Annotated in this window: 16 protein-coding genes; 6 read left to right on the top strand and 10 right to left on the bottom strand. The window is 62.6% G+C overall.

The window, feature by feature from the left end:
- Positions 1-27: 27 nt before the first annotated feature.
- Together MOV61_RS02190 and MOV61_RS02185 are read right to left on the bottom strand one after the other, a co-directional pair.
- Positions 28-708 carry an AroM family protein gene (locus tag MOV61_RS02190; protein ID WP_247135374.1) on the bottom strand — a complete coding sequence of 227 codons (681 nt, stop codon included), beginning with the start codon at positions 706-708 and terminating at the stop codon, positions 28-30.
- Positions 709-882: 174 nt separating this feature from the next.
- Positions 883-1,839 carry an AroM family protein gene (locus MOV61_RS02185; protein WP_247135373.1) on the bottom strand — a complete coding sequence of 319 codons (957 nt, stop codon included), beginning with the start codon at positions 1,837-1,839 and terminating at the stop codon, positions 883-885.
- A gap of 145 nt (positions 1,840-1,984) precedes the next feature.
- Here MOV61_RS02185 and MOV61_RS02180 point away from each other — a divergent pair, with 145 nt between their 5' ends.
- The 4 genes from MOV61_RS02180 to MOV61_RS02165 all read left to right on the top strand — a co-directional run bounded on the left by MOV61_RS02180 (position 1,985) and on the right by MOV61_RS02165 (position 7,015).
- A complete protein-coding gene (locus tag MOV61_RS02180; RefSeq protein ID WP_247135372.1) occupies positions 1,985-3,064 on the top strand; it encodes a DUF917 domain-containing protein in 1,080 nt (359 codons plus the stop codon).
- On the top strand, positions 3,061-4,635 hold the full coding sequence (locus MOV61_RS02175; protein WP_247135371.1) for a hydantoinase/oxoprolinase family protein: 1,575 nt from the start codon (positions 3,061-3,063) through the stop codon (positions 4,633-4,635). Before MOV61_RS02180 ends, MOV61_RS02175 begins: the two co-directional genes overlap by 4 nt.
- Before the next feature lie 201 nt (positions 4,636-4,836).
- Complete coding sequence (locus tag MOV61_RS02170; protein ID WP_247135370.1) at positions 4,837-6,228, top strand: FAD-binding oxidoreductase; 1,392 nt, start codon at positions 4,837-4,839, stop codon at positions 6,226-6,228.
- A gap of 16 nt (positions 6,229-6,244) precedes the next feature.
- A complete protein-coding gene (locus tag MOV61_RS02165) occupies positions 6,245-7,015 on the top strand; it encodes a FadR/GntR family transcriptional regulator (RefSeq protein ID WP_247135369.1) in 771 nt (256 codons plus the stop codon).
- On the opposite strand, the gene MOV61_RS02160 is transcribed toward MOV61_RS02165, so the two are convergent.
- From MOV61_RS02160 to MOV61_RS02130, 7 genes are all read right to left on the bottom strand, one after another.
- The gene (locus MOV61_RS02160) at positions 7,016-8,389 is read right to left on the bottom strand and encodes an FGGY-family carbohydrate kinase (protein ID WP_247135368.1); all 1,374 of its coding nucleotides are present in this window, start codon (positions 8,387-8,389) and stop codon (positions 7,016-7,018) included.
- Positions 8,386-8,706, bottom strand: a complete 321-nt coding sequence (rhaM, locus tag MOV61_RS02155) for an L-rhamnose mutarotase (protein ID WP_247135367.1) — start codon at positions 8,704-8,706, stop codon at positions 8,386-8,388. The genes MOV61_RS02160 and rhaM overlap by 4 nt, the downstream gene beginning before the upstream one ends.
- Positions 8,703-9,704, bottom strand: coding sequence for an ABC transporter permease (locus MOV61_RS02150; protein ID WP_247135366.1), 1,002 nt, complete (start codon positions 9,702-9,704; stop codon positions 8,703-8,705). Before MOV61_RS02150 ends, rhaM begins: the two co-directional genes overlap by 4 nt.
- Complete coding sequence (locus tag MOV61_RS02145; RefSeq protein WP_247135365.1) at positions 9,701-10,690, bottom strand: ABC transporter permease; 990 nt, start codon at positions 10,688-10,690, stop codon at positions 9,701-9,703. The genes MOV61_RS02150 and MOV61_RS02145 overlap by 4 nt, the downstream gene beginning before the upstream one ends.
- Positions 10,691-10,700: 10 nt before the next feature.
- Positions 10,701-12,185, bottom strand: coding sequence for a sugar ABC transporter ATP-binding protein (locus MOV61_RS02140; RefSeq protein ID WP_247135364.1), 1,485 nt, complete (start codon positions 12,183-12,185; stop codon positions 10,701-10,703).
- A 267-nt stretch (positions 12,186-12,452) separates the two neighbouring features.
- Positions 12,453-13,457: a rhamnose ABC transporter substrate-binding protein gene (gene rhaS / locus MOV61_RS02135; protein WP_247135363.1), complete on the bottom strand. Its 1,005-nt coding sequence runs from the start codon at positions 13,455-13,457 to the stop codon at positions 12,453-12,455.
- A gap of 49 nt (positions 13,458-13,506) precedes the next feature.
- Complete coding sequence (locus MOV61_RS02130; protein ID WP_046634068.1) at positions 13,507-14,322, bottom strand: DeoR/GlpR family DNA-binding transcription regulator; 816 nt, start codon at positions 14,320-14,322, stop codon at positions 13,507-13,509.
- Positions 14,323-14,521: 199 nt separating this feature from the next.
- On the opposite strand from MOV61_RS02130, the gene MOV61_RS02125 reads away from it, so the two are divergent.
- Positions 14,522-16,618 (top strand): bifunctional rhamnulose-1-phosphate aldolase/short-chain dehydrogenase, encoded by a 2,097-nt coding sequence (locus MOV61_RS02125; protein WP_247135362.1) that lies wholly within the window; start codon positions 14,522-14,524, stop codon positions 16,616-16,618.
- A 177-nt stretch (positions 16,619-16,795) separates the two neighbouring features.
- Entirely contained in the window at positions 16,796-18,088 is a 1,293-nt protein-coding gene (gene rhaI / locus MOV61_RS02120; RefSeq protein ID WP_247135361.1) for an L-rhamnose catabolism isomerase, read from the top strand.
- Between the two features lie 76 nt (positions 18,089-18,164).
- Here the strand turns inward: rhaI and MOV61_RS02115 are convergent, their stop codons facing one another.
- Entirely contained in the window at positions 18,165-19,313 is a 1,149-nt protein-coding gene (locus MOV61_RS02115; RefSeq protein WP_247135360.1) for a MalY/PatB family protein, read from the bottom strand.
- Positions 19,314-19,765: the final 452 nt, after the last annotated feature.

Raw genomic sequence — 19,765 nt, 5'->3', positions numbered from 1 at the left:
TCCCTCTGTTTTTAATGTGGCTCGGTATCAGATCATCTGGCGGACGACGCCCGCGACGACGCGGCGCGACAATAGAACCGGGGCGTCGACGGCGCGGCGCACCTCGTCCAGCATCCCGGCGGAATAACCCATGCAGTGCATGACGATGAGGTCGCAGCCTTCAAGCGTTTTTGCCCGTTCGCCGACATCGTCGCCGGCATAGGGGGAGGCGGCGACGAATTTCGGCTCGCCGCTGAAGACGTGGCGATCGGCGAAATCCTTGACCTGCCGTTCGAGCGGCAGGATGACGCCGAGCTTGCGGGAGGAAGCGGCAAGCGCCTCGACGGTCGAATCGACGATCCGCTGGGCCTCGACGACCAGCGTGTTTTCGAGCGGATCGATCCGGGTGCCGGTGCAGAGAAGAACGACGAGGTCGAAACCTTGCGCATCGATCTCCTTCAAGAGAACGTTTAGCTTCTCCTCGGTGCGGGCCTTGGACGTGACGATCTCCTCGCCGCTCTTCAGACGCGTTGCGAAGGAATGCTCGCCGTCGACAGCGCGCATCGCATCGAGCTCGCCGGAGTTCATGCCGTCGAGCACGCCGAATTCGCGGAACTCGACGCGACCTTCCGGCAGGCCGATGCCGATCTCGGCCATCATTTCCGGAACGATGTCGGCACGTGGTGTCTGACCGATGGTCACAAAGGCGATCTTGGATGTGGAAGGCATGCTCTCATCGTTCCCTGCATGACATTATCGACAGGGAGCCTAGCGCCCGGAAGCGCGGCTTCACTATAGGGTAATGCCCCTAGAACGACATGATTCTGACATGCTCAAGGCGACCAATTTTTAGGCAAAGATCTCTTCTGGCGCAATTTTCTTGCGCGAACCGGATTATTTCGATCAGGGATGACCGGCGGTGATGACCATGCGGATCAGGGCGTTAGACGATGTAACTTCCATCTTGCTCATGACATTCGAGCGGTGAATCTCAACGGTCTTCGGGCTGATGCCGAGCTGGCGGGCGATCGCCTTGTTGGACAGGCCTTCGGCCACCAGCGACAGAACCTGCCGCTCGCGCGGCGTCAGGCGAAGCAGCTTTTCGGCAAATTCCGGCGAAACGCCCGGCAGAGTGACGGGCTGCGAACGATGCAGGAGGAGCCGGATGGCGCTTGCGACGATGCGGCGGGCGAGCACGACGGGCTTGCCGCTCGCCTTCGCCACCATCTGCCGGTCGGCCTCGGTAAAGCTCACGGAATTGAGGACGATGATTTCCGCATCGGCGAGATCGACGAGCGCGCCGGCCAGCAGTTTCCGGTCACCGTCGGCGGCGTAGCTGGCGCAGATCTTGTAAGGGGCCAGCGCCGGGATATCGAGTTCCTCGATCTGCTGCTGCAGCGGCTGGATGAGGCCGACGGAAGAGCCGTGCGCGGCGAGCGAAATCACCGCCGATTCCATGGCACGCTGGGCATTGACGGTCGGGCAGGTGCTTTCGAAATCGCGGAACAGGCCGGTCGAGAGGATGACGACCAGATCGAATTCGTTGGGGTGGAAGGCGGCGGCGATCTTCGCCATGCGCTCGGCGATCCGCGGCTTGGACACGACGATGTCGGTATTGTCGGCAAGCCGGGTGACGATGCTCTGTTCGCCCGGCCTGACCCTGAGATCGTCGATCTCGGCTTTGGAAAGCCCGTCCAGCGCGCCGATCTCGAGCGCTTCGATCGGCACATCGAGATTGGTCAGCATGTCCCCGATGAGATCGGCACGCGGCGTCTGGCCGACGCTCAAAAACATCACCCGATGGCGCAATTCCGCACCTTCCGGCGAGGTCGGGGCCAGCGCATATGGGCTCTTCGTCACCTGCAGGGAATCGGTCCTTTCGATCGTCAAACCATGATTGCGCCGAGCGTGCCCAAAATCAAGGCAAGCTCATTCTAGGGGCAGTCCCCTATAGGCATCCTTCGTCACTCATGGCTAGGTTCTAGCACATTCTTCGGAGGTAAACATGATCCGTGATTTCGAAGCGAGCGAGATCGACCCGCTTGCCGTAGGCGCCTGGATTCTCGGCACCGGCGGCGGTGGCAGCCCCTATCTGGCGCAGCTCAACCTGAAAAAGCTCTACAAGGACGGCAAGCGCGTCAAGCTGATCGATCCCCAGTCGCTCGATGACGGCGATGCCGTCGCCGTCGTCTCCAAGATGGGCGCGCCGCTGGTCGGCCAGGAGCGCCTCGTCGATCCCGCGCATCTCGCCCGGGCCATGCAGCTGATGGAAGAATATACCGGCCGCAAGTTCCGCGCCGTGATGAGCGTCGAGATCGGCGGCGGCAATGCGCTGTCGCCGTTCCTCGCCGGCGCCATGCTGGATATTCCGGTCGTCGATGCGGACGCGATGGGTCGTGCCTATCCGGAAGCGCAGATGACGAGCTTTGCGATCGGCGACCTGCCGATGTATCCGCTGACGCTGGTCGATTGCCGCGACAACGAGGCGATCGTCGCCAAGGCCGCGTCCTGGAAGTGGATGGAACGGATTTCCCGCAAGATATGCACCGAAGTCGGCTCGACGGCGGCGACCTGCAAGGCGCCGCGCACCGGCCGGGAAGTCAAGGACTGGGGCGTGCTCTACACGGTGACCAAAGCCGTCAGCCTCGGCCGCGCCGTGCTTGAGGCCCGCGCCGCCCATACGGATCCCGTCGAGGCCGTGCTTGCCCATGAGGGCGGCAAGGTGCTGTTCAAGGGCAAGATCGCCGATGTCGACCGCACCACGACGGGCGGCTTCCTGCGCGGCTCGGCGATGATCGAAGGCCTCGACGGTGATCGCGGCTCGAAGGTCGAGCTCGCTTTCCAGAACGAATGGGCGGTCGCCTTCCGCGACGGCCAGCCGATCGCCATGACGCCGGACCTGATCTGCCTGCTCGATACAGTGTCGGGCGAGGCGATCGGCACCGAGACGGTGCGTTACGGCCAGCGCGTCACGGTCGTGGCACTGCCGGCGCCCGAGGTGCTGACCAGCGCCAAGGGCCTCGAACACGTCGGCCCCCGCGCCTTCGGATATGACCTGGATTTCAAATCGGTGTTTGCAGCATGAAGCGGATCGGAATTGACGTCGGCGGCACCAATACGGATGCCGTACTCATCGATGGCGAGAAGGTTCTCTCGGCCATCAAGTTTCCCACCACGTCGGACGTGATGCAGGGCGTGGTCAATGCGATCGGCCATGTGGTCGCTTCGCAGGCGCCGGGCGCGGCACCGGTCGATGCGGTGATGATCGGCACGACGCATTTCACCAATGCGGTGGTCGAGCGTGCCCGTCTCGATCGCGTCGCGGCGATCCGCATCGCCATGCCGGCCGGCGCCTCGCTGCCGCCGATGGTCGACTGGCCGGACGAGCTGCGCGATGCCGTCGATCCGCTCTCCTTCATGGTGCATGGCGGTCACGAATATGACGGCCGGCCGCTGGTGCCGCTCGCCCGCGACGAAGTGCGCGACGCAGCGATGAAGATTCGCGACGCCGGCGTCGATTCGATCGGTATTACGGCTCTCTTCTCGCCGCTGACGGCGGAATGCGAGCTGGAAGCAGCCGAGATCGTCCGTTCGGTGATCCCCAATGCGCGCATCACGCTGTCCCATACGCTCGGCCGTATCGGGCTCCTGGAGCGCGAGAACGTCACGCTGCTGAACGCTGCGCTGCAGGGGCTCGGCCGCAAGACGATCGACGCGTTCAAGGATGCGCTGAAACAGGCCGGCATCGACGCGCCGTTCTACCTGACCCAGAACGACGGTACGGTGGTGCTGGCCGATGTCGCCGCTGCCAACCCGGTCTACAGCTTCGCGTCCGGCCCGACCAATTCCATGCGCGGCGCGGCGTTTCTGACCGGCCTCAAGGAGGCCATGGTCATCGACGTCGGCGGCACCACATCGGATGTCGGCTGCCTGGTTGGTGGCTTTCCCCGCGAAGCGAACAATGTCGTCGAAGTCGGCGGCGTGCGCACGCTCTTCCGCATGCCGGATCTGCTGCCGATGGCGCTCGGCGGCGGTACGATCATCGATCCGGAAACCCGCAAGATCGGGCCACGTTCGGTGGGTTACCGCATCACCGAAAAGGCTCTGGTCTTCGGCGGCGATACGCTGACGACGACGGACGTGGCGGTCGCTGCCGGTCTCGTCGAGATCGGCGACCGCGACCGGGTCAAGCATCTCGACAAGGCGCTCGTGGCCGACCTCCTGAAGCGTGTCGAGGCGATGGTCGAGGACGGCGTCGACCGGATGAAGACGTCTGCCGAGGGCGTGCAACTGATTGCCGTGGGCGGCGGTGCGTTCCTGATCCCGGAAAAGCTCAAAGGTGCCAGCGAAGTGCTGCGCGTCGAACATGCCGGCGTGGCGAATGCGCTCGGTGCCGCGATGGCGCAGGTTTCCGGCGAGGTCGACCAGGTGTTTTCCGGCATGTCGCGCGAAAAGGCGATCGCCGAGGCCGAGCGCATCGCCCGCGCCCGCGCCGTCGAAGCAGGTGCCAGCGTCGATACGATTGTGACGCTCGATACGGAAGACATTCCGATCGCCTACCTGCCGGGTGATGCACGGCGGGTGCGGGTGCGCGTCGTCGGCGATATCGCCTTCATGAAGGACCAACAGAAGCGCGTGGCCGGCGCCTTGCGCTGAACCCAAATCTCCTCCCGGGGGGAATCGGCGGGCCGGCTTGTTGCCGGCCCGCCGATTTCATTTGGAGCTGCCGGGATCGCCTCGGCATCGATGGCGGTTATCTGCCGGCCTCTGCTCTTCGAGAAAATTCGGAGGTATATTTATTTTACCGAAGATGGCAGTTAAGCTTACCTTTATCGATATCTCCGAGGTGACGGCTTCATGACACAAGAATTCATCCAGGCGCTCCAGCGCGAACTCGGCCCCGACGTCTTTTTCGGGGAGGACATCCCGGTTCGATTCCATAACGATTGGGGCGGCCTTTCGCCGGTGGTGCCGCTGGCGCTGGTGCGGCCGCGCACCACGGAACAGGTCTCCGTAACGCTGCGCCTCTGCAACGAGTTCAAGGTGCCGGTGGTGCCGCAAGGCGGGTTGACCGGTCTTGCCGGCGGTGCGCGGCCGATCGAGAATGGCGTGGCGCTGTCGCTCGACCGCATGAACGGTATCGAGGAAGTCGATACCGTGATGGCGACGATGACGGTGATGGCGGGCACGCCGCTCAGCGTTATCCAGGCGAAGGCCGAGGAGGCGGGGCTGTTCTTCGGGCTCGATCTCGGCGCCCGCGATTCCTGCCTCATCGGCGGCAACCTCGCCACCAATGCCGGCGGCAACCGCGTCATCCGGTTCGGCATGGCCCGCGAGCATGTGCTGGGCCTCGAAGTGGTGCTGCCGGACGGCACGATCGTCAAGTCGTTGAACAAGATGCTGAAGAACAATGCGGGCTACGACCTGAAGCAGTTGTTCATCGGCTCGGAAGGCACGCTCGGGGTCATCACCCGAGCCGTGCTGCGGCTGCAGGCGAAGCCCGCGGAACTGGCGAGTGCCTTCTGCGGCTGCCCGGATTTCCGCTCGCTTCTGGAGCTCTTGAAGAGCGCCCGCCAGGGCATGGGCTCGGCGCTGACCTCGTTCGAGGTGATGTGGCCGAGCTTCTACGACTTCATGACGGGCAAGCTGCCCGCCCTGCGCCGCGCCTTCAAGGAGCCGCATGGTATCTATGTGCTGATCGAGACCGGCGGGCGCAATGCGGATGAGAACCGGGCGCTGCTGGAGCAGGTGCTGTCCGATGCTCTGGAAGCCGGCTGGGTTTCCGATGCGGTCCTGCCGTCCTCCGAGCGCGAGACGAAGGATCTCTGGGCAGTGCGAGAGAGTGTGTCGGAATACGGCAAGCTGATGGGGCCGCTGACCGCCTTCGACGTCGGCCTGCCGACCAGTGCCGCCGGCCAGGTGGTCGACGAGATCGAAGCGGCGATGAAGGTCCGCTGGCCGGATGCGATTGCGCTCAGCTACGGCCATATCGGCGATAGCAACCTGCATCTCGTCTGCAACATACCATCGGCCGGCAATGATCAGCCGCATAAGGCGATCACCGAACTCGTCTTCGGCTCAATTGCGCGCGAGGGCGGCACGATTTCCGCCGAACACGGGATCGGCCTGCTTAAGAAGCCGTATCTCAAGCTGTCGCGCACGCCGGAGGAGCTGGCGCTGATGGGGCGCATCAAGCTCGCGCTCGATCCCAACAATATTCTGAATACCGGCAAAGTGCTTTCCGTCTGAGCGGTAGGAGGTGCTGGTGGACCGACATTTTAGGCCCGTCAAAGTCCTGCTTCCGAATGAAGAGGTGGCGCGCAGGCTTGCCGATGCCATCAGGGCCGGATTTTTCCGGCTCGGCTCGCGTCTTCCTTCCGAGCGGAGTATCGCCGAACAGATGCAGGTGAGCCGTCCGACGGTGCGGGAGGCGGTAAAGCTGCTGGTCGAGGCCAATATTCTGACCGTCAGGCCGGGCGCCGGCGGAGGCACGTTCGTCAGCAGCGAGATCGTGCCGCTCGACCTGATCGTGCCGAGGCCGGACATGCGGCCGGGCGACATCGACGAGGCGATCGAAGTGCGCCGACTGATCCTGCCCTGGGTGGCGCAGATCGCCTCGCAATATGCCGAGGATGCGGATTTCGACCGGATGCGGGAGGCGATCCGGTTCGGCCGGGATGCGCTGCCGCCGCCGGAGGTGACCAAGAGCAGCCCCGAGCATATCAGCTCGATCATCATCGCGTCGATGCGCTTCGACCTCGCCCTGGCGCGGGCGACCCGCAACGGCCTCGTGCTGGAACTGATGGAACTGCTGCTGCAGTGGGTGGAGCCGATGCGGCACAGGACGCTGCATAGTCGCGCCGATCTCGTGCTGTCGCTCGAACTGGTCGAGACCATGATGCGGGCGATCGAATCCGGCGACCCTGCGCAGATTGCCGAGATTACCGAACGCCGGCTCGGCATTTTGGAAAATGCGCTTGAGGAGCAGACGGGCCGGCGCCTTCGCCGCAACCGCCGGCCGTCCAATGCGGGCTGATCAGCGCTCCAGCCTTTCGTGCCAGGCGGTGCGATAGGCGTCGATGTTCCAGGTTGGCGCGGGCACGATGCGGCCCGGTTTGGTTGCCGGTGAAATGCCTGCGAGAAGCGCTGCGCCCTGACTTGTGCCGGTCGAGCCCGGAAGTGCCATCACCTCACGGCCGAGCAATGCGCTCAGCGCCTGAAGATAGGCAGGGTTGGCGGAGAAAGGGCCTTCGACCAGAACCGGTCCCTTGGCGCCGATGAGATCGAGACAGGTCTCCGTCATCAGCGCGAGATAGAGGCAGGCTGCCGCCCAGCGATGGTCAGCGGAGGCAGCGGCGTCGCCGATCCATTGCGGCTCGCGGCCCGGGAAGGGGCCGGAGCCGCCTGAAACGTTCGGCAGAAGCATCAGGCCTTTTTCGATGACATGAGGAATGGCTGCAAGCGCCGCTTCCGGCGACAATGGACCGAGTTCGGCCGTCAGCATCTCGAACTCGCGGCCGCCCATGAAGCGGCTCGAGGGTACGGCGCGGCCATAGGCGTCGACATTGGCAAGCACGTCGCGCTGCGGGTCGAGATGGTCGAGATCGCCGCCGACCGCGAAATTGATGACCCATGTGCCGGTAGAGACGACCGCGAATGGCGGCTCGCGTCCAACCAGATGAGCCAGCAGCGAAGCGTTGGAATCGTGGATGCCGCAATGGACCGGGATCGGTTTCGTAGTTCCGATCTGCGCTGCAATGCCTGGCAGTAGGGGACCGAGCGTGTCAAAGGCCGAATGGACCGGGGCCATCAGGTCGCGAATCCCGAGCGTATCGACCAGCGGAGAATAGGCGCCTTCACGCGGGCGCCAGAGGTCCGTATGGCAGCCGAGTGACGTGACTTCGTTTGCCGCAACACCGGTCAGCCTGAACGCCCAATATTGCGGGTAGGTGAGGATGGTGCGGACGCGGGCAAAGGCTTCAGGAAAGGCGGTCTTCTGGTAGTGAAGCTGCGCGCCGACATTCAGTCCGCCTGATAGGGCCGGGGAGAAGGTTTCAGAAAAAGGCGGGCGGATCGATCGGTAGGTTTCGCGGATGTCTTCCGGATATTCGTGTTCGTAATCGAGCACCGGCAGCGCCAGTTTACCCTCGGCATCGAGAAGCACCGCCGATGCGCCGTGGGTGGTGATGGAGATCGCATCGAATCCGGGCTTTTTTGCAAAATCGGACAGCGCTTGGATCGCGAACTCCCGCAGGGTTTCGACATCGTAGTGCGGATAGGGCGGGCCTGGCCGAACCCGGTTCGGCGTACGCCTTTCGGCGATTTCCTCGCCGGTCGCGCAGTCTAGGACGACGACCTTGGCATTGGTCTTGCCGATATCGAGGACGGCGACCTTTTCCGGCGTCGTCATGGCAGATGGAATACCGTCACCAGATCGCTCTGGACCGGCGAGTTGTCCGGATTGGTTTCCATGATATCGGCCATATGCGCCCACCATTTCTTCATCACCGGGTGGTCGGGCAGGCTCGCCAGAGTGTGGTCGGTCGGCCGTGTCAGCACGCCGAACAGCGTGTTCGTCTCGCGGTCGAGATGGATGGAATAGTCGCTGGCGCCGGCCTGGTGGAGGAGATCGACAAGCTCCGGCCAAATCTCGTCGTGGCGTCTGCGGTATTCCGCTTCCATTCCCGGATTGAGCTTCATCTTGAAGGCGTGCTTTTCGAGCGTCATCGGCTCATTTCCTTGATACGGCGGGCGATGATCGGGATGGCGATGGTGATGATCAAGAGCAGGCCGACGAAGATCGACATGACGATGCCGGGCACGTTGAGCAGCCCCAGTCCGAAGGTGACGAGGCCCATGACGAAAGCGGCGATGACGACGCCGGCAATGGTGCCCGCGCCGCCGAGAATGGAGACGCCGCCGAGCACGACCATGGTGACGACCTCAAGCTCCCAGCCTTGGGCGATCGAAGGCCGGGTCGAGCCGAGGCGGGATGTGAGGCAGACGGATGCGACGCCCGCCATGACCCCGGTCAGTAGGAAGAGGATGAATTTCACCCGTTCCACCGGAATGCCGGAGAAACGTGCCGCGAATTCGTTGTTGCCGATCACATAGACCTGCCGGCCGAAATTGGTCGCGTGCAGCAGGATGCCGAAAACTGTGGCAAACACGAGGAACAGCACGAATTCGAAGGAAAACACCCAGGCCACATAGCCCTGGCCGAAATAGGCAAAGCTAGACGGATATTTGCCATAGGCTTGGTCGCCAAGGACGATATAGGAAATGCCGCGGAAGAGGCTCATCGTGCCGATCGTCACCACGATCGACGGCAGCCTCAGGCCGGCGACGAGCAGGCCGTTGAACGCGCCGCAGACAAGCCCGGTGCCGATGCCGATCGCCACCAGTCCCGGCGTGCCGATGCCGGCCTGCGCTGCCGCGCCCATGGCGGTCGAGGCGAGCGCGATGATCGCTGCGACCGACAGATCGATCTCGCCGGCGATGACGAGCAGCGCCATGGCAAAGGCGATCATCGCCTTTTCGGTGAAATTGAAGGTAGCGTCGGAGAGGTTCCAGGCATTCAGAAAGTAAGGCGAGGCGAACGAATTGAAGACAAAGATCAGCACCGCCACGCCGAAGAGCAGCACTTCCCAGCTCGCCAGCAGGCGCGAGGTCTTGCTGCCGAGGCGGTCGGGAATGACCCGTTTGGAAGAAACGACGTCGCTCATGCGGACACCTCTTTTGCGCCGCGATCGCGCAGGATGATGCGGCCGGCCTTGCGTTCGGCGCGGGCGTTGAAGACGACGGCGAGCACGATGACGATGCCGGAAATGGCCATCTGCGCGAAGGGCGAGATGCCGATGACGGGCAGCGCGTTCTTGATGACGCCGAGGAAGAGGGCGCCGAGCACCGCACCGCCGACCGAGCCGATGCCGCCGGCAATCGAGATGCCGCCGATGACGCAGGCCGCAACCGTGTCCAGTTCGAAACCGGCGGCGATATCCACATAGGCGACCGCATAACGCGATACCCAGAGATAACCGGAGAGGCCGGCGAGCGCGCCCGACACCACGAAGGCGATGAACTTGGTCCAGCCGATATCGATGCCTGCATAGATCGCCGCGGTCGGGTTGCCGCCGGATGCATAGGCCGCCCGCCCGAAGGGCAGGCGGGTCAACACGAACCAGGCGCCGAGCACGATGACTAGCGCGATCCAGGAGAGGATCGGCAGGCCGAGCACTGGCATTCGCGGGACGTTGAGGAAGGAGGGCGCCATCTGATGGGCATTCACCCAGCCGCCGCCCGACAGCACGAAGGCCATGCCGCGATAGATTGTCAGCGTTCCGAGCGTGACGACGATCGGCGGAATCCGCAGCGCCCAGACGAGGTAACCGTTGATCGCACCCAGGAAGGCGCCGATGCCGACCGCCATGACGATGAGCAGGGCCAGCGGCAGGTCGGGATAGGCAGCATTGGTCATTGCGACTGCCATGCCGGTGAAGGCAAGATTGGCGGCAACCGAAAGATCGATCGACTTGGTCAGGATCACCGTCATCTGGCCGAGCGCCAGGATGATCAGGATCGAGGTGTCGTTGAAGATGTTGGCGAGATTGCCGGGAGACGCAAAACCCTGCGCGCGCGTCGCGAAGCCGGCGATCATCGCGGCGATGATGACGGTGAGCAGGATTTCGCGGTTCTTCAGGAGGCGGTTCATCTGGTTCTCCTCACTGGTTGCCGGTTGCTGCGCGGACCAGCACTTCGGCGCTCAAGCTTTCACGCTCGAAAACGCCGGCGGCCAGGCCCTCGCGCATCACCATCACCCGGTCTGACATGCCGAGGATTTCGGGAAGCTCGGACGAAACCATGATGATCGACAGGCCCTCGGCGGCGAGTTCGCCGATGAAGGCGTGGACGGCGGCCTTGGAACCGATGTCGATGCCCTTGGTCGGCTCGTCGAGAATGATCACCTTCGGCTGCGTCGCCAGCCATTTGCCGATGACGACCTTCTGCTGGTTGCCGCCGGAGAGCGTGCCGACGGGCACTGAAAGAGCGGCGGCGCGCAGGTCCAGCCGCTCGGCATATTTTCGCGCCAGCGCCAGTTCGTTGGCGGCTTTCAGGAAACCGGAGCGGGAGGTCTTGCCGAGCGACGGAAGCGACATGTTCTGGAAGATCGGCATGGGCAGCGCCAGGCCGTGGCGGCCGCGTTCCTCCGGCACGTAGACGATGCCGGCGCGGATCGCATCGCCCGAGGAGCGGATGTCGAGCGGCTTGCCTTCCAGCACCAGACGGCCGGATGAGGGCCGGGTCACGCCGAACAGCGACTGGCAGAGCTCCGAACGTCCGGCGCCGATCAGGCCGTAGAGCCCCAGGATTTCGCCGCGACGAAGCTCGAAGGAAATGTCGCGGAATTCGGTCGGATGGCAATAGTTCTCGACGCGGAAAACCGGCGCGCCGATCGCGACCTCTACCTTGGGGAAAACGTCCTTGACGTCGCGGCCGACCATCAGCCGGACGATCTCGTCCTGGGGCGTTTCCCTCAGCCGGCCTTGGCCGACGGCGCGGCCGTCGCGAAAGACCGCGAAGTTCTCGGCGATCTCATAGACCTCGTCGAACTTGTGGCTGATGAAGAGGATCGCCTTGCCCTGGCGTTTCAGGTTCTCGACGATGCGGAAGAGGTCATCGATCTCCTTGCGGGAGAGGGCGGCGGTCGGCTCGTCCATGATGACGATGCGGGCCTCGACCGACAGCGCGCGGGCGATCGCCACGAGATGGCGCTGGGCGATCGAGAGGTCGCGCAGGCGGATCGTCGGGTCGATCTCGCTTTCAAGCTGCAGCATCAGTGCCTTGGCGCCGGAATTGATCTTTCGCCAGTCGATGGTGCCGAAACGGGTGCGCGGCGCGTGGCCGAGAAAGATGTTTTCCGCGACGCTCAACTCATCGAAGAGCACCGTTTCCTGATGGATGGCGGTGACGCCGGCGTCGATCGCCGCCTGCGCGCTCGCGAATGTGGTGGGCTTGCCGTCGATCAGGATCTCGCCCTCGTTCGGGCGGTAGATGCCGGTCAAAATCTTGACGAGCGTCGACTTGCCGGCGCCGTTTTCGCCGATCAGCGCCGTCACCTGGCCGGGATAAAGCTTGATGCTGACGCCGTCGAGCGCTTTGACGCCGGGAAAGATCTGGCTGATGCCGCGCATTTCCAGGATCGGCATTGCTTCCGTCGTAGGTGCCGGTCGAAGCGATCGGTCTTGAATGTTTGTAACGCCGTTCATTATGGGTGGCCGTTTTCCGATGGCAAGAATCGTTGGCGTCGAGGCGACTGTGCCCCTCACCCACCTCCGCTTCGCTCGGTCACCCTCTCCCCCGGGGGGGAGAGGAGGAACGGAGACGTTGCGGTGTTCCTCTTCTCCCCAGTGGGGAGAAGGTGCCGGCAGGCGGATGAGGGGGCTCGCGCCTGCCGGCAAGGGGAGTTCTCCGGATCAGAAGATCTTGGAGAACTCGTCGATGTTCTTGGCGTTATAGACGAAGGGGTCGGCCATGGCGGCTTCGCCATTATCGCCAATCTTGATCGAGCCCATGCGGCCGGCCTTGATGTCCGAGCCCGGCTTGCCGTCCGCATCACCCTTGACGAGGTGATAGGCAATCTGGGTGGCGGAATAACCGAGGTCGATCGGGTTCCAGATGGCGAATTCCTTGGTGGCGCCGGACTTGATGGCGCCTGCCATTTCAGACGGCAGGCCGAGACCCGTCACATAGACCTGGCCGATCTTGCCGGCATCCTTGACGGCCTGCGAGGCAGCGAGCACGCCGACCGTGGTCGGAGCGACGATGACCTTGACGTTCGGCTGCGAGGTCAAGAGGCCCTGTGCTTCGCGATAGGACTTGTCGGCGAGGTCGTCACCATAAACTGTCGTGACGAGGTTCAGGCCCGGAAAATCCTTGAGCTGCTTCTTCATCTCGGCGATCCAGGTGTTCTGGTTCGTCGAGGTGGTGGTGGCCGAAAGGATGGCGAAACCGCCCTTGCCACCTTCCAGGTGGTCCTTGGCGAGCGTCAGGCACATCTTACCGATCAGCTCGTTGGAAGACGGGTTCAGGTGCATGATGCGGCCTTCCTTGGCGACCGCCGAATCCCAGGAAATGACCTTGATGCCGCGCTGGGTGGCCTTCTTCAGCGCCGGGATGACGGCGTCCGGATCGTTGGCGGAGATGGCAATCGCATCGACGCCTTGTGCGATCAGCGAGTTGATCACTTCGATCTGGCCTTCGGCCGTCGTGGAAGTCGGGCCGGTATAGATGACCTGGACGCCGCCGAGTTCCTTGGCTGCTTCCTGCGCGCCCTTGTTGGCCGCTTCGAAGAAGCCGTTGCCGAGCGATTTGACCACGAGCGCGATCTTCATGTCGGCAGCGCTTGCCGTCGTCATTGTTGATGTCAGGGCGGCGAAGGCGAATGCCACGCCGAGGGCGAGTTTCTTTGCAAGTTTCATAGTTGGTCCTCCCAGTTGATAGTTCAATCTTTCTCCCGCCGGTCGCTCCTCACGCGGCCGACGAAGAATCCTCCTTGGCCGTGTCCGCTGCGGCGGCACCGGCGATAATCAGCTTGACGCCCGCATCCTCGATCATCCGTGCGGCGTCGTCGGTCACGCCGTCATCGGTGATGACGGTGGTCACCCGGTCGAGCGGGCAGAGGATGAGGCTCGATCGGCGGGAAAACTTCGAGGAATCCACCATCACGATCAGTTCCTCGGCCTGGTGCATCAGCTTCTGCTCGCTCTGGATCACCAGCGCGTCGGCCTCCATCACCCCGAGCGGGCCGACCCCTTGCGCGCCGATGAACATGCGCCGGGCGTAAAAATTGCGGATCGCATCATTGTCGAAGGGCGACAGGATCAGGCTCTGTTCGCGATAGATCGCGCCGCCCGGTATCGTCACCGTGTTCTTCGAATGCTTGACCAGATGTTCGGCGATCGCAAACGAGTTGGTCATCACCTGCAGGCGTCGGGCCGACATGAAATGCACCATCTGGAATGTCGTCGTGCCGCCGTTGATGATGACGCTGTCGCCTTCATCGCAGAGTTCAACCGCGCGGCGGGCGATTGCGCGCTTCTTGTCGATGTTGACCGATTCCGACACCCGGAACGATCGGGCCGAAAGCTGGCCGATCTGCGGAGGATGAACGGCTTCCGCGCCGCCGCGGACGCGCCGGAGCTTGCCCTGGACGTGCAGCGAAGCGATGTCGCGCCGGATCGTCGCTTCCGATGCCTCGGTCAATTCGGCGATATCCTGCACCGTGATGACGGGTTTTTCCTGGATAGCGCTCAAGATGATGCGATGGCGTTCACGTTCGTGCATTGGCTCCTCCTTGGCGTCAACTATTACCGGAAAATTTACGTTGTCAATCACAAACGATCAAATTCGCTTTTACTGCGCTGCACAATGAAACTTTATGATCGTTTATGATTGACAGACGTCGCGACAATGCGCGATACCGGCAGCAGGGAGATGGCGGCCGCCTCGTCGCCGTGAGCCGAAACACGTTGGAGGACAAGCAATGTCGGGCCAAACCCGCCTTCTCGAAAACCGTTGGAACGATGCTGAAGCCGCCAAGCTCGATGAGCCCGGCAAGCTGCTCTATCGCTCCAATCTTCTCGGTGCCGACAAGCGCATCACCAATTACGGCGGCGGCAATACTTCCGCCAAGGTGATGGAAACCGATCCGCTGACCGGCGAAAAAGTGAAGGTCATGTGGGTGAAGGGATCCGGCGGCGATGTCGGCACGATCAAGCTCGACGGTTTCGCCACCCTCTACATGGACAAGCTGGAAGCGCTGAAGGGGCTCTACAAGGGCGTCGAGGACGAGGACCGCATGGTCGGTTTCCTGCCGCATTGCACCTTCAACCTCAATCCGCGCGCCGCTTCCATCGATACCCCGCTGCATGGTTTCGTGCCGTTCACCCATGTGGACCACATGCACCCCGACGCGATCATCGCAATCGCGGCTTCCAAAAACTCGAGAGAACTGACGCAACAGGTCTTCGGTGCCGAAATCGGCTGGCTGCCCTGGCGGCGGCCGGGTTTCCAGCTTGGGCTCGATCTCGAAGCGTTCGTCAAGGCGAACCCGAATGCCAAGGGCGTCGTGCTGGAAAGCCATGGCCTGTTCACCTGGGCAAATGATGCCAAGGCCTGTTACGAACTGACGCTCGACATCATTAACAAGGCGATCGAGTGGTTCGCCAAAGAGACCGAAGGCAAGACGATCTTCGGCGGGCCGGTGGCAGAGAGCCTGCCCGCACAGGAACGTCGGGCAATCGTCGCGAAACTGATGCCGGAGATCCGCGGTCGGATCGGCAAGGTGGAGCGCAAGCTTGGCCATTTCGACGACCAGGATGCGGTGCTGGAATTCGTCAATTCGAAGGATCTGAAGCCGCTTGGGAGCCTCGGAACCTCCTGCCCGGACCATTTCCTGCGCACGAAAATCCGTCCGCTGATCGTCGATTTCGATCCCGCAAAGCCGGATGTCGATGCGGTGATCGCCGCGCTCGACAAGGCGCTCGAAGATTATCGCGCCGATTACAGCCGCTATTACGAGACCTGCAAACACGCCAATTCACCTGCCATGCGCGACCCGAACCCGGTGATCTTCCTGGTTCCGGGCGTCGGCCTGCTGTCGTTTGCGCGTGACAAGGCGACGGCCCGGATTGCCGGCGAGTTCTATGTCAACGCCATCAATGTGATGCGCGGCGCCTCGACGGTTTCCGAATATCAGGGCCTGCCGGAGCAGGAGGCCTTCGACATCGAATACTGGCTGCTCGAAGAGGCCAAGCTGCAGCGCATGCCGAAGCCGAAAAGCCTTGCCGGACAGGTGGCCTTGGTCACCGGCGGCGCCGGCGGCATCGGGCGGGCAACCGCGGCCAGGCTGATGGGCGAGGGTGCCTGCGTGGTGCTTGCCGATATCGACGGCGGCGCGCTCGACACGACCAAAGCCGATTTCGAAAAGTCGTTCGGCAAGGATGCGGTGCGCGGGGTCCTGCTCGACGTGACGACCGAGGACGCGGTGATCACCGCGTTTGCCGAGGCCTGCGTCGAATTCGGCGGCGTCGATATCCTCGTCTCGAATGCCGGGATCGCGTCGTCCGCGCCGGTCGAGGAAACCACGCTTGCCATGTGGAGCAAGAATATCGACATCCTGGCGACGGGTTATTTCCTCGTTTCGCGGGAGGCCTTCCGGTTGTTCCGCCGCCAGAAGCTCGGCGGCAACGTCGTGTTCGTGGCTTCGAAGAATGGGCTTGCCTCTTCTCCGAATGCGTCGGCCTATTGCACCGCCAAGGCCGCCGAAATCCATCTCGCCCGCTGCCTGGCGCTCGAAGGCGCCGAGGCAGGCATTCGAGTCAATACGGTCAATCCGGACGCCGTGCTGCGCGGATCGAAGATCTGGAACGGCGAATGGCGCGAACAGCGCGCCGCCTCGTCCAAGATCGAAGTGGACGACCTGGAGGAGCACTACCGCAAGCGGTCGCTGCTCAAGCTCAATGTCTTTCCGGAGGATATTGCGGAGGCGATCTATTTCCTCGCATCGGACGCATCGGCCAAGTCGACCGGCAACATCATCAACGTGGATGCCGGCAACGCCCAGAGCTTTACGCGGTAGGGTAATATCTTCTCCCCAGCGGGGAGAAGATGCCCGATAGGGCAGATGAGGGGGAGGAGCAAAGCGACGCCTTGAGCGATGAGCGAAAGGCAGAATGTGCCGCGCCCCCTCATCCGACCCTTCGGGCCACCTTCTCCCCGCTGGGGAGAAGAGACAAAGATCAGATGGGAGGACCGAATGACTGAACTCAAGATCACGACCAATGTGATCGCCGCTGAAAACGATAAGCGCTCCGCAGCGCTCAAATCCGATTACGATGCGCTCGGCGAAAACCTGTCGCGCCGCGGCATCGATATCGAAACGATCACCCGGGATGTCGAAAAGTTCTTCGTCGCCGTACCCTCCTGGGGCGTCGGCACCGGCGGCACGCGTTTCGCCCGCTTTCCTGGTCAAGGCGAGCCTCGCGGCATTTTCGATAAGCTCGATGACTGCTCGGTGATCCATCAACTGACGCGCGCGACGCCAACCGTTTCGCTGCATATTCCCTGGGACAAGGCGGATCCGAAGGAGTTGCTGGCCAAGGGCGATGCGCTCGGTCTCGGTTTCGATGCGATGAACTCGAATACCTTTTCCGATGCTCCCGGCCAGGCGCATTCCTACAAATACGGCTCGCTCAGCCACACGAATGCTGCGACACGCGCGCAGGCGATCGAGCATAATCTCGAATGTATCGAGATCGGCAAGGCGATCGGCTCCAATGCCCTGACGGTGTGGATCGGCGACGGCTCAAACTTTCCGGGTCAGAGCCATTTCACGCGGATGTTCGAACGTTATCTCGCGTCGATGGCGGAGATCTACAAGGCGTTGCCGGACGATTGGCGGCTGTTTTCCGAGCACAAGATGTACGAGCCGGCCTTCTATTCGACAGTGGTGCAGGATTGGGGCACGAATTACCTGATCGCCAATACGCTGGGACCAAAAGCCTTCTGCCTCGTCGATCTCGGCCATCATGCGCCGAATACCAATATCGAGATGATTGTCGCCCGGCTCATCCAGTTCGGCAAGCTCGGCGGCTTCCACTTCAACGATTCCAAATATGGCGACGACGACCTCGATGCCGGCGCTATCGAGCCCTACCGCCTTTTCCTCGTCTTCAACGAACTGGTGGATGCCGAGCATCGCGGGATCAGGGATTTCCGCCCGGCCCATATGATCGACCAGTCGCACAACGTCACGGACCCGATCGAAAGCCTGATTTCCAGTGCCAACGAGATCCGCCGTGCCTATGCGCAGGCATTGCTGGTCGACCGGGCAGCACTTGACGGGTTCCAGCAGGAGAACGACGCGCTGATGGCATCCGAGACGCTGAAGCGCGCTTACCGCACCGATGTCGAACCGATCCTCGCGGAAGCTCGCCGCCGTGCCGGCGGAGCGATCGATCCGGTTGCGACCTATCGCGCCAGCGGCTATCGGAAAAAAGTCGCGCTCGAACGTCCGGCGTCAGCCAGCGGCGGCGGCGGGATCGTCTGATCCTTTCAGTCTGCCATCATGCCGGCGGATGAGTTCCGCCGGCGATCACTTCTTCTTATTCGATCGAGCGGACTGATCAGGTGTTCCGGCTGAGTGCGCGTTCCATGCGGCTCAGACCCTCCTCGAGAAGGGCGCGCGGGCATCCGAAATTGACGCGGACGAAGTTGCCGTAGGCCGCGCCGAATTCCGATCCGGCGTTGAAGCCAACCTTGCCATGTTCGAGGAAATAACTCTGCGCATCCGGTTCCAGACCGAGTTCCGTGCAGTCGAGCCAGGCGAGGAACGTGCCTTCCGACGGGATGAGCTTGATCTTTGGAAACCGGCGCGCGATTTCGGCCGATAGAAAATCGCGGTTGGCCTCGATATAGGCGAGCATCCGCGTCTTCCAGTCGCCCGCCTTCGAGAAGGCCGCAAGCGTCGCTTCGAGCCCGATAATATTGGCGTTGTCGACCATTCCAAGCCGCGCCTGGTTGAATTTTTCGCGGATCACCTTGTTGCCGATGATCGCGAAGGCGGTCTTGAGGCCGGCTATGTTGTAGGTCTTGCTGGCAGCCATCAGGGTGATCGTGCGGTTGGCCGCATCTTGCGAAAGCGTGGCGATCGGCACGTGGCGGCGGCGGTCGAACAGGAGGTCGCAATGGATTTCGTCGGAGATGATCAGCGTATCGTCCTGGCGGCAGAGGTCGGTGATCGTCTTGAGTTCGTCGGCGGTGAACACCTTGCCCGTCGGGTTCTGCGGGTTACAGAACAGCAGCGCCTTCGATTTAGCCAGTTCCGCCGCGAAGGCGCCGGCATCCATCACATAACCTTCAGCGGCCGGGGTAAGCGGCGCTTCGTGCCGGACGAGGTTCCAATTCACGGGGGCTTCGAGGATAGGACGATAGACCGGCGTCTGCACCAGCACGCCGTCGCCGGGCTGAAGCATTGCGTGCAGCGCCATGTTGAAGCCGGGTACGACGCCTGGAAGGAAGACGATCTCGTCGGGCGAGACGGTCCAGCCGTATTTTTCCTGCATGTCGGAGATGATTTGGGCGCGCAGTTCGTCGCGGGCGACGCCGTAGCCGAGCATCGGATGTTCGAGCCGGTTGCGGATGGCGTCGACGATCTCCGGTGCCGCGGGGAAGTCCATGTCGGCGACCCACATGGGCAGCACGTCGTCCGGATACTTGCTCCACTTCGAGCTGCCGGTGCCCCGGCGTTCGTGCACGGCGTCGAAATCGGTCATGTTCTCAAGTCCCCTGTTATTATGTTGCCGATCGATGCGGATCGGCAACCTTGGTATGCGCCTGCCGCGAACAGGGCAAAGCGTGAAATTACCCTTAGCTTGTCCCTAACCAACCGCGCGGCTGTCAACGCCTTTCTTCGCTTTGGTGAGTCGTTCGGCGTTTTCCGCATCCGGCCTAATCTATCCAATTTGTAATCCAGGTCCGCTGAAAGCGCCTTCCATTGCAGGCATTAGACCAGTAGCGTTCAATCCAGTTGATTTTTCGAGCATTCAAGAAGTTGCGGTCGATGGCGCGTAGGCATTGGGTCCTGGTTTCCGTGATAATCCTGGGCACAGCGGGCTTCGGAGCCTATGCGCTTCGGGACCGCTGGCTGGGCCGTGTGGAAACCATGCTCGGCTGGGCGCCGACGGAGGCAACCGTAGCGCAGCCGGCGGGACGACCTGCCGGCGGG

This window comes from Neorhizobium sp. BETTINA12A, assembly GCF_023006485.1.
GTDB lineage: Bacteria > Pseudomonadota > Alphaproteobacteria > Rhizobiales > Rhizobiaceae > Neorhizobium.
Note: the sequence above shows the minus strand (reverse complement) of the source record. Positions and strands in the feature narration are given on the sequence as shown.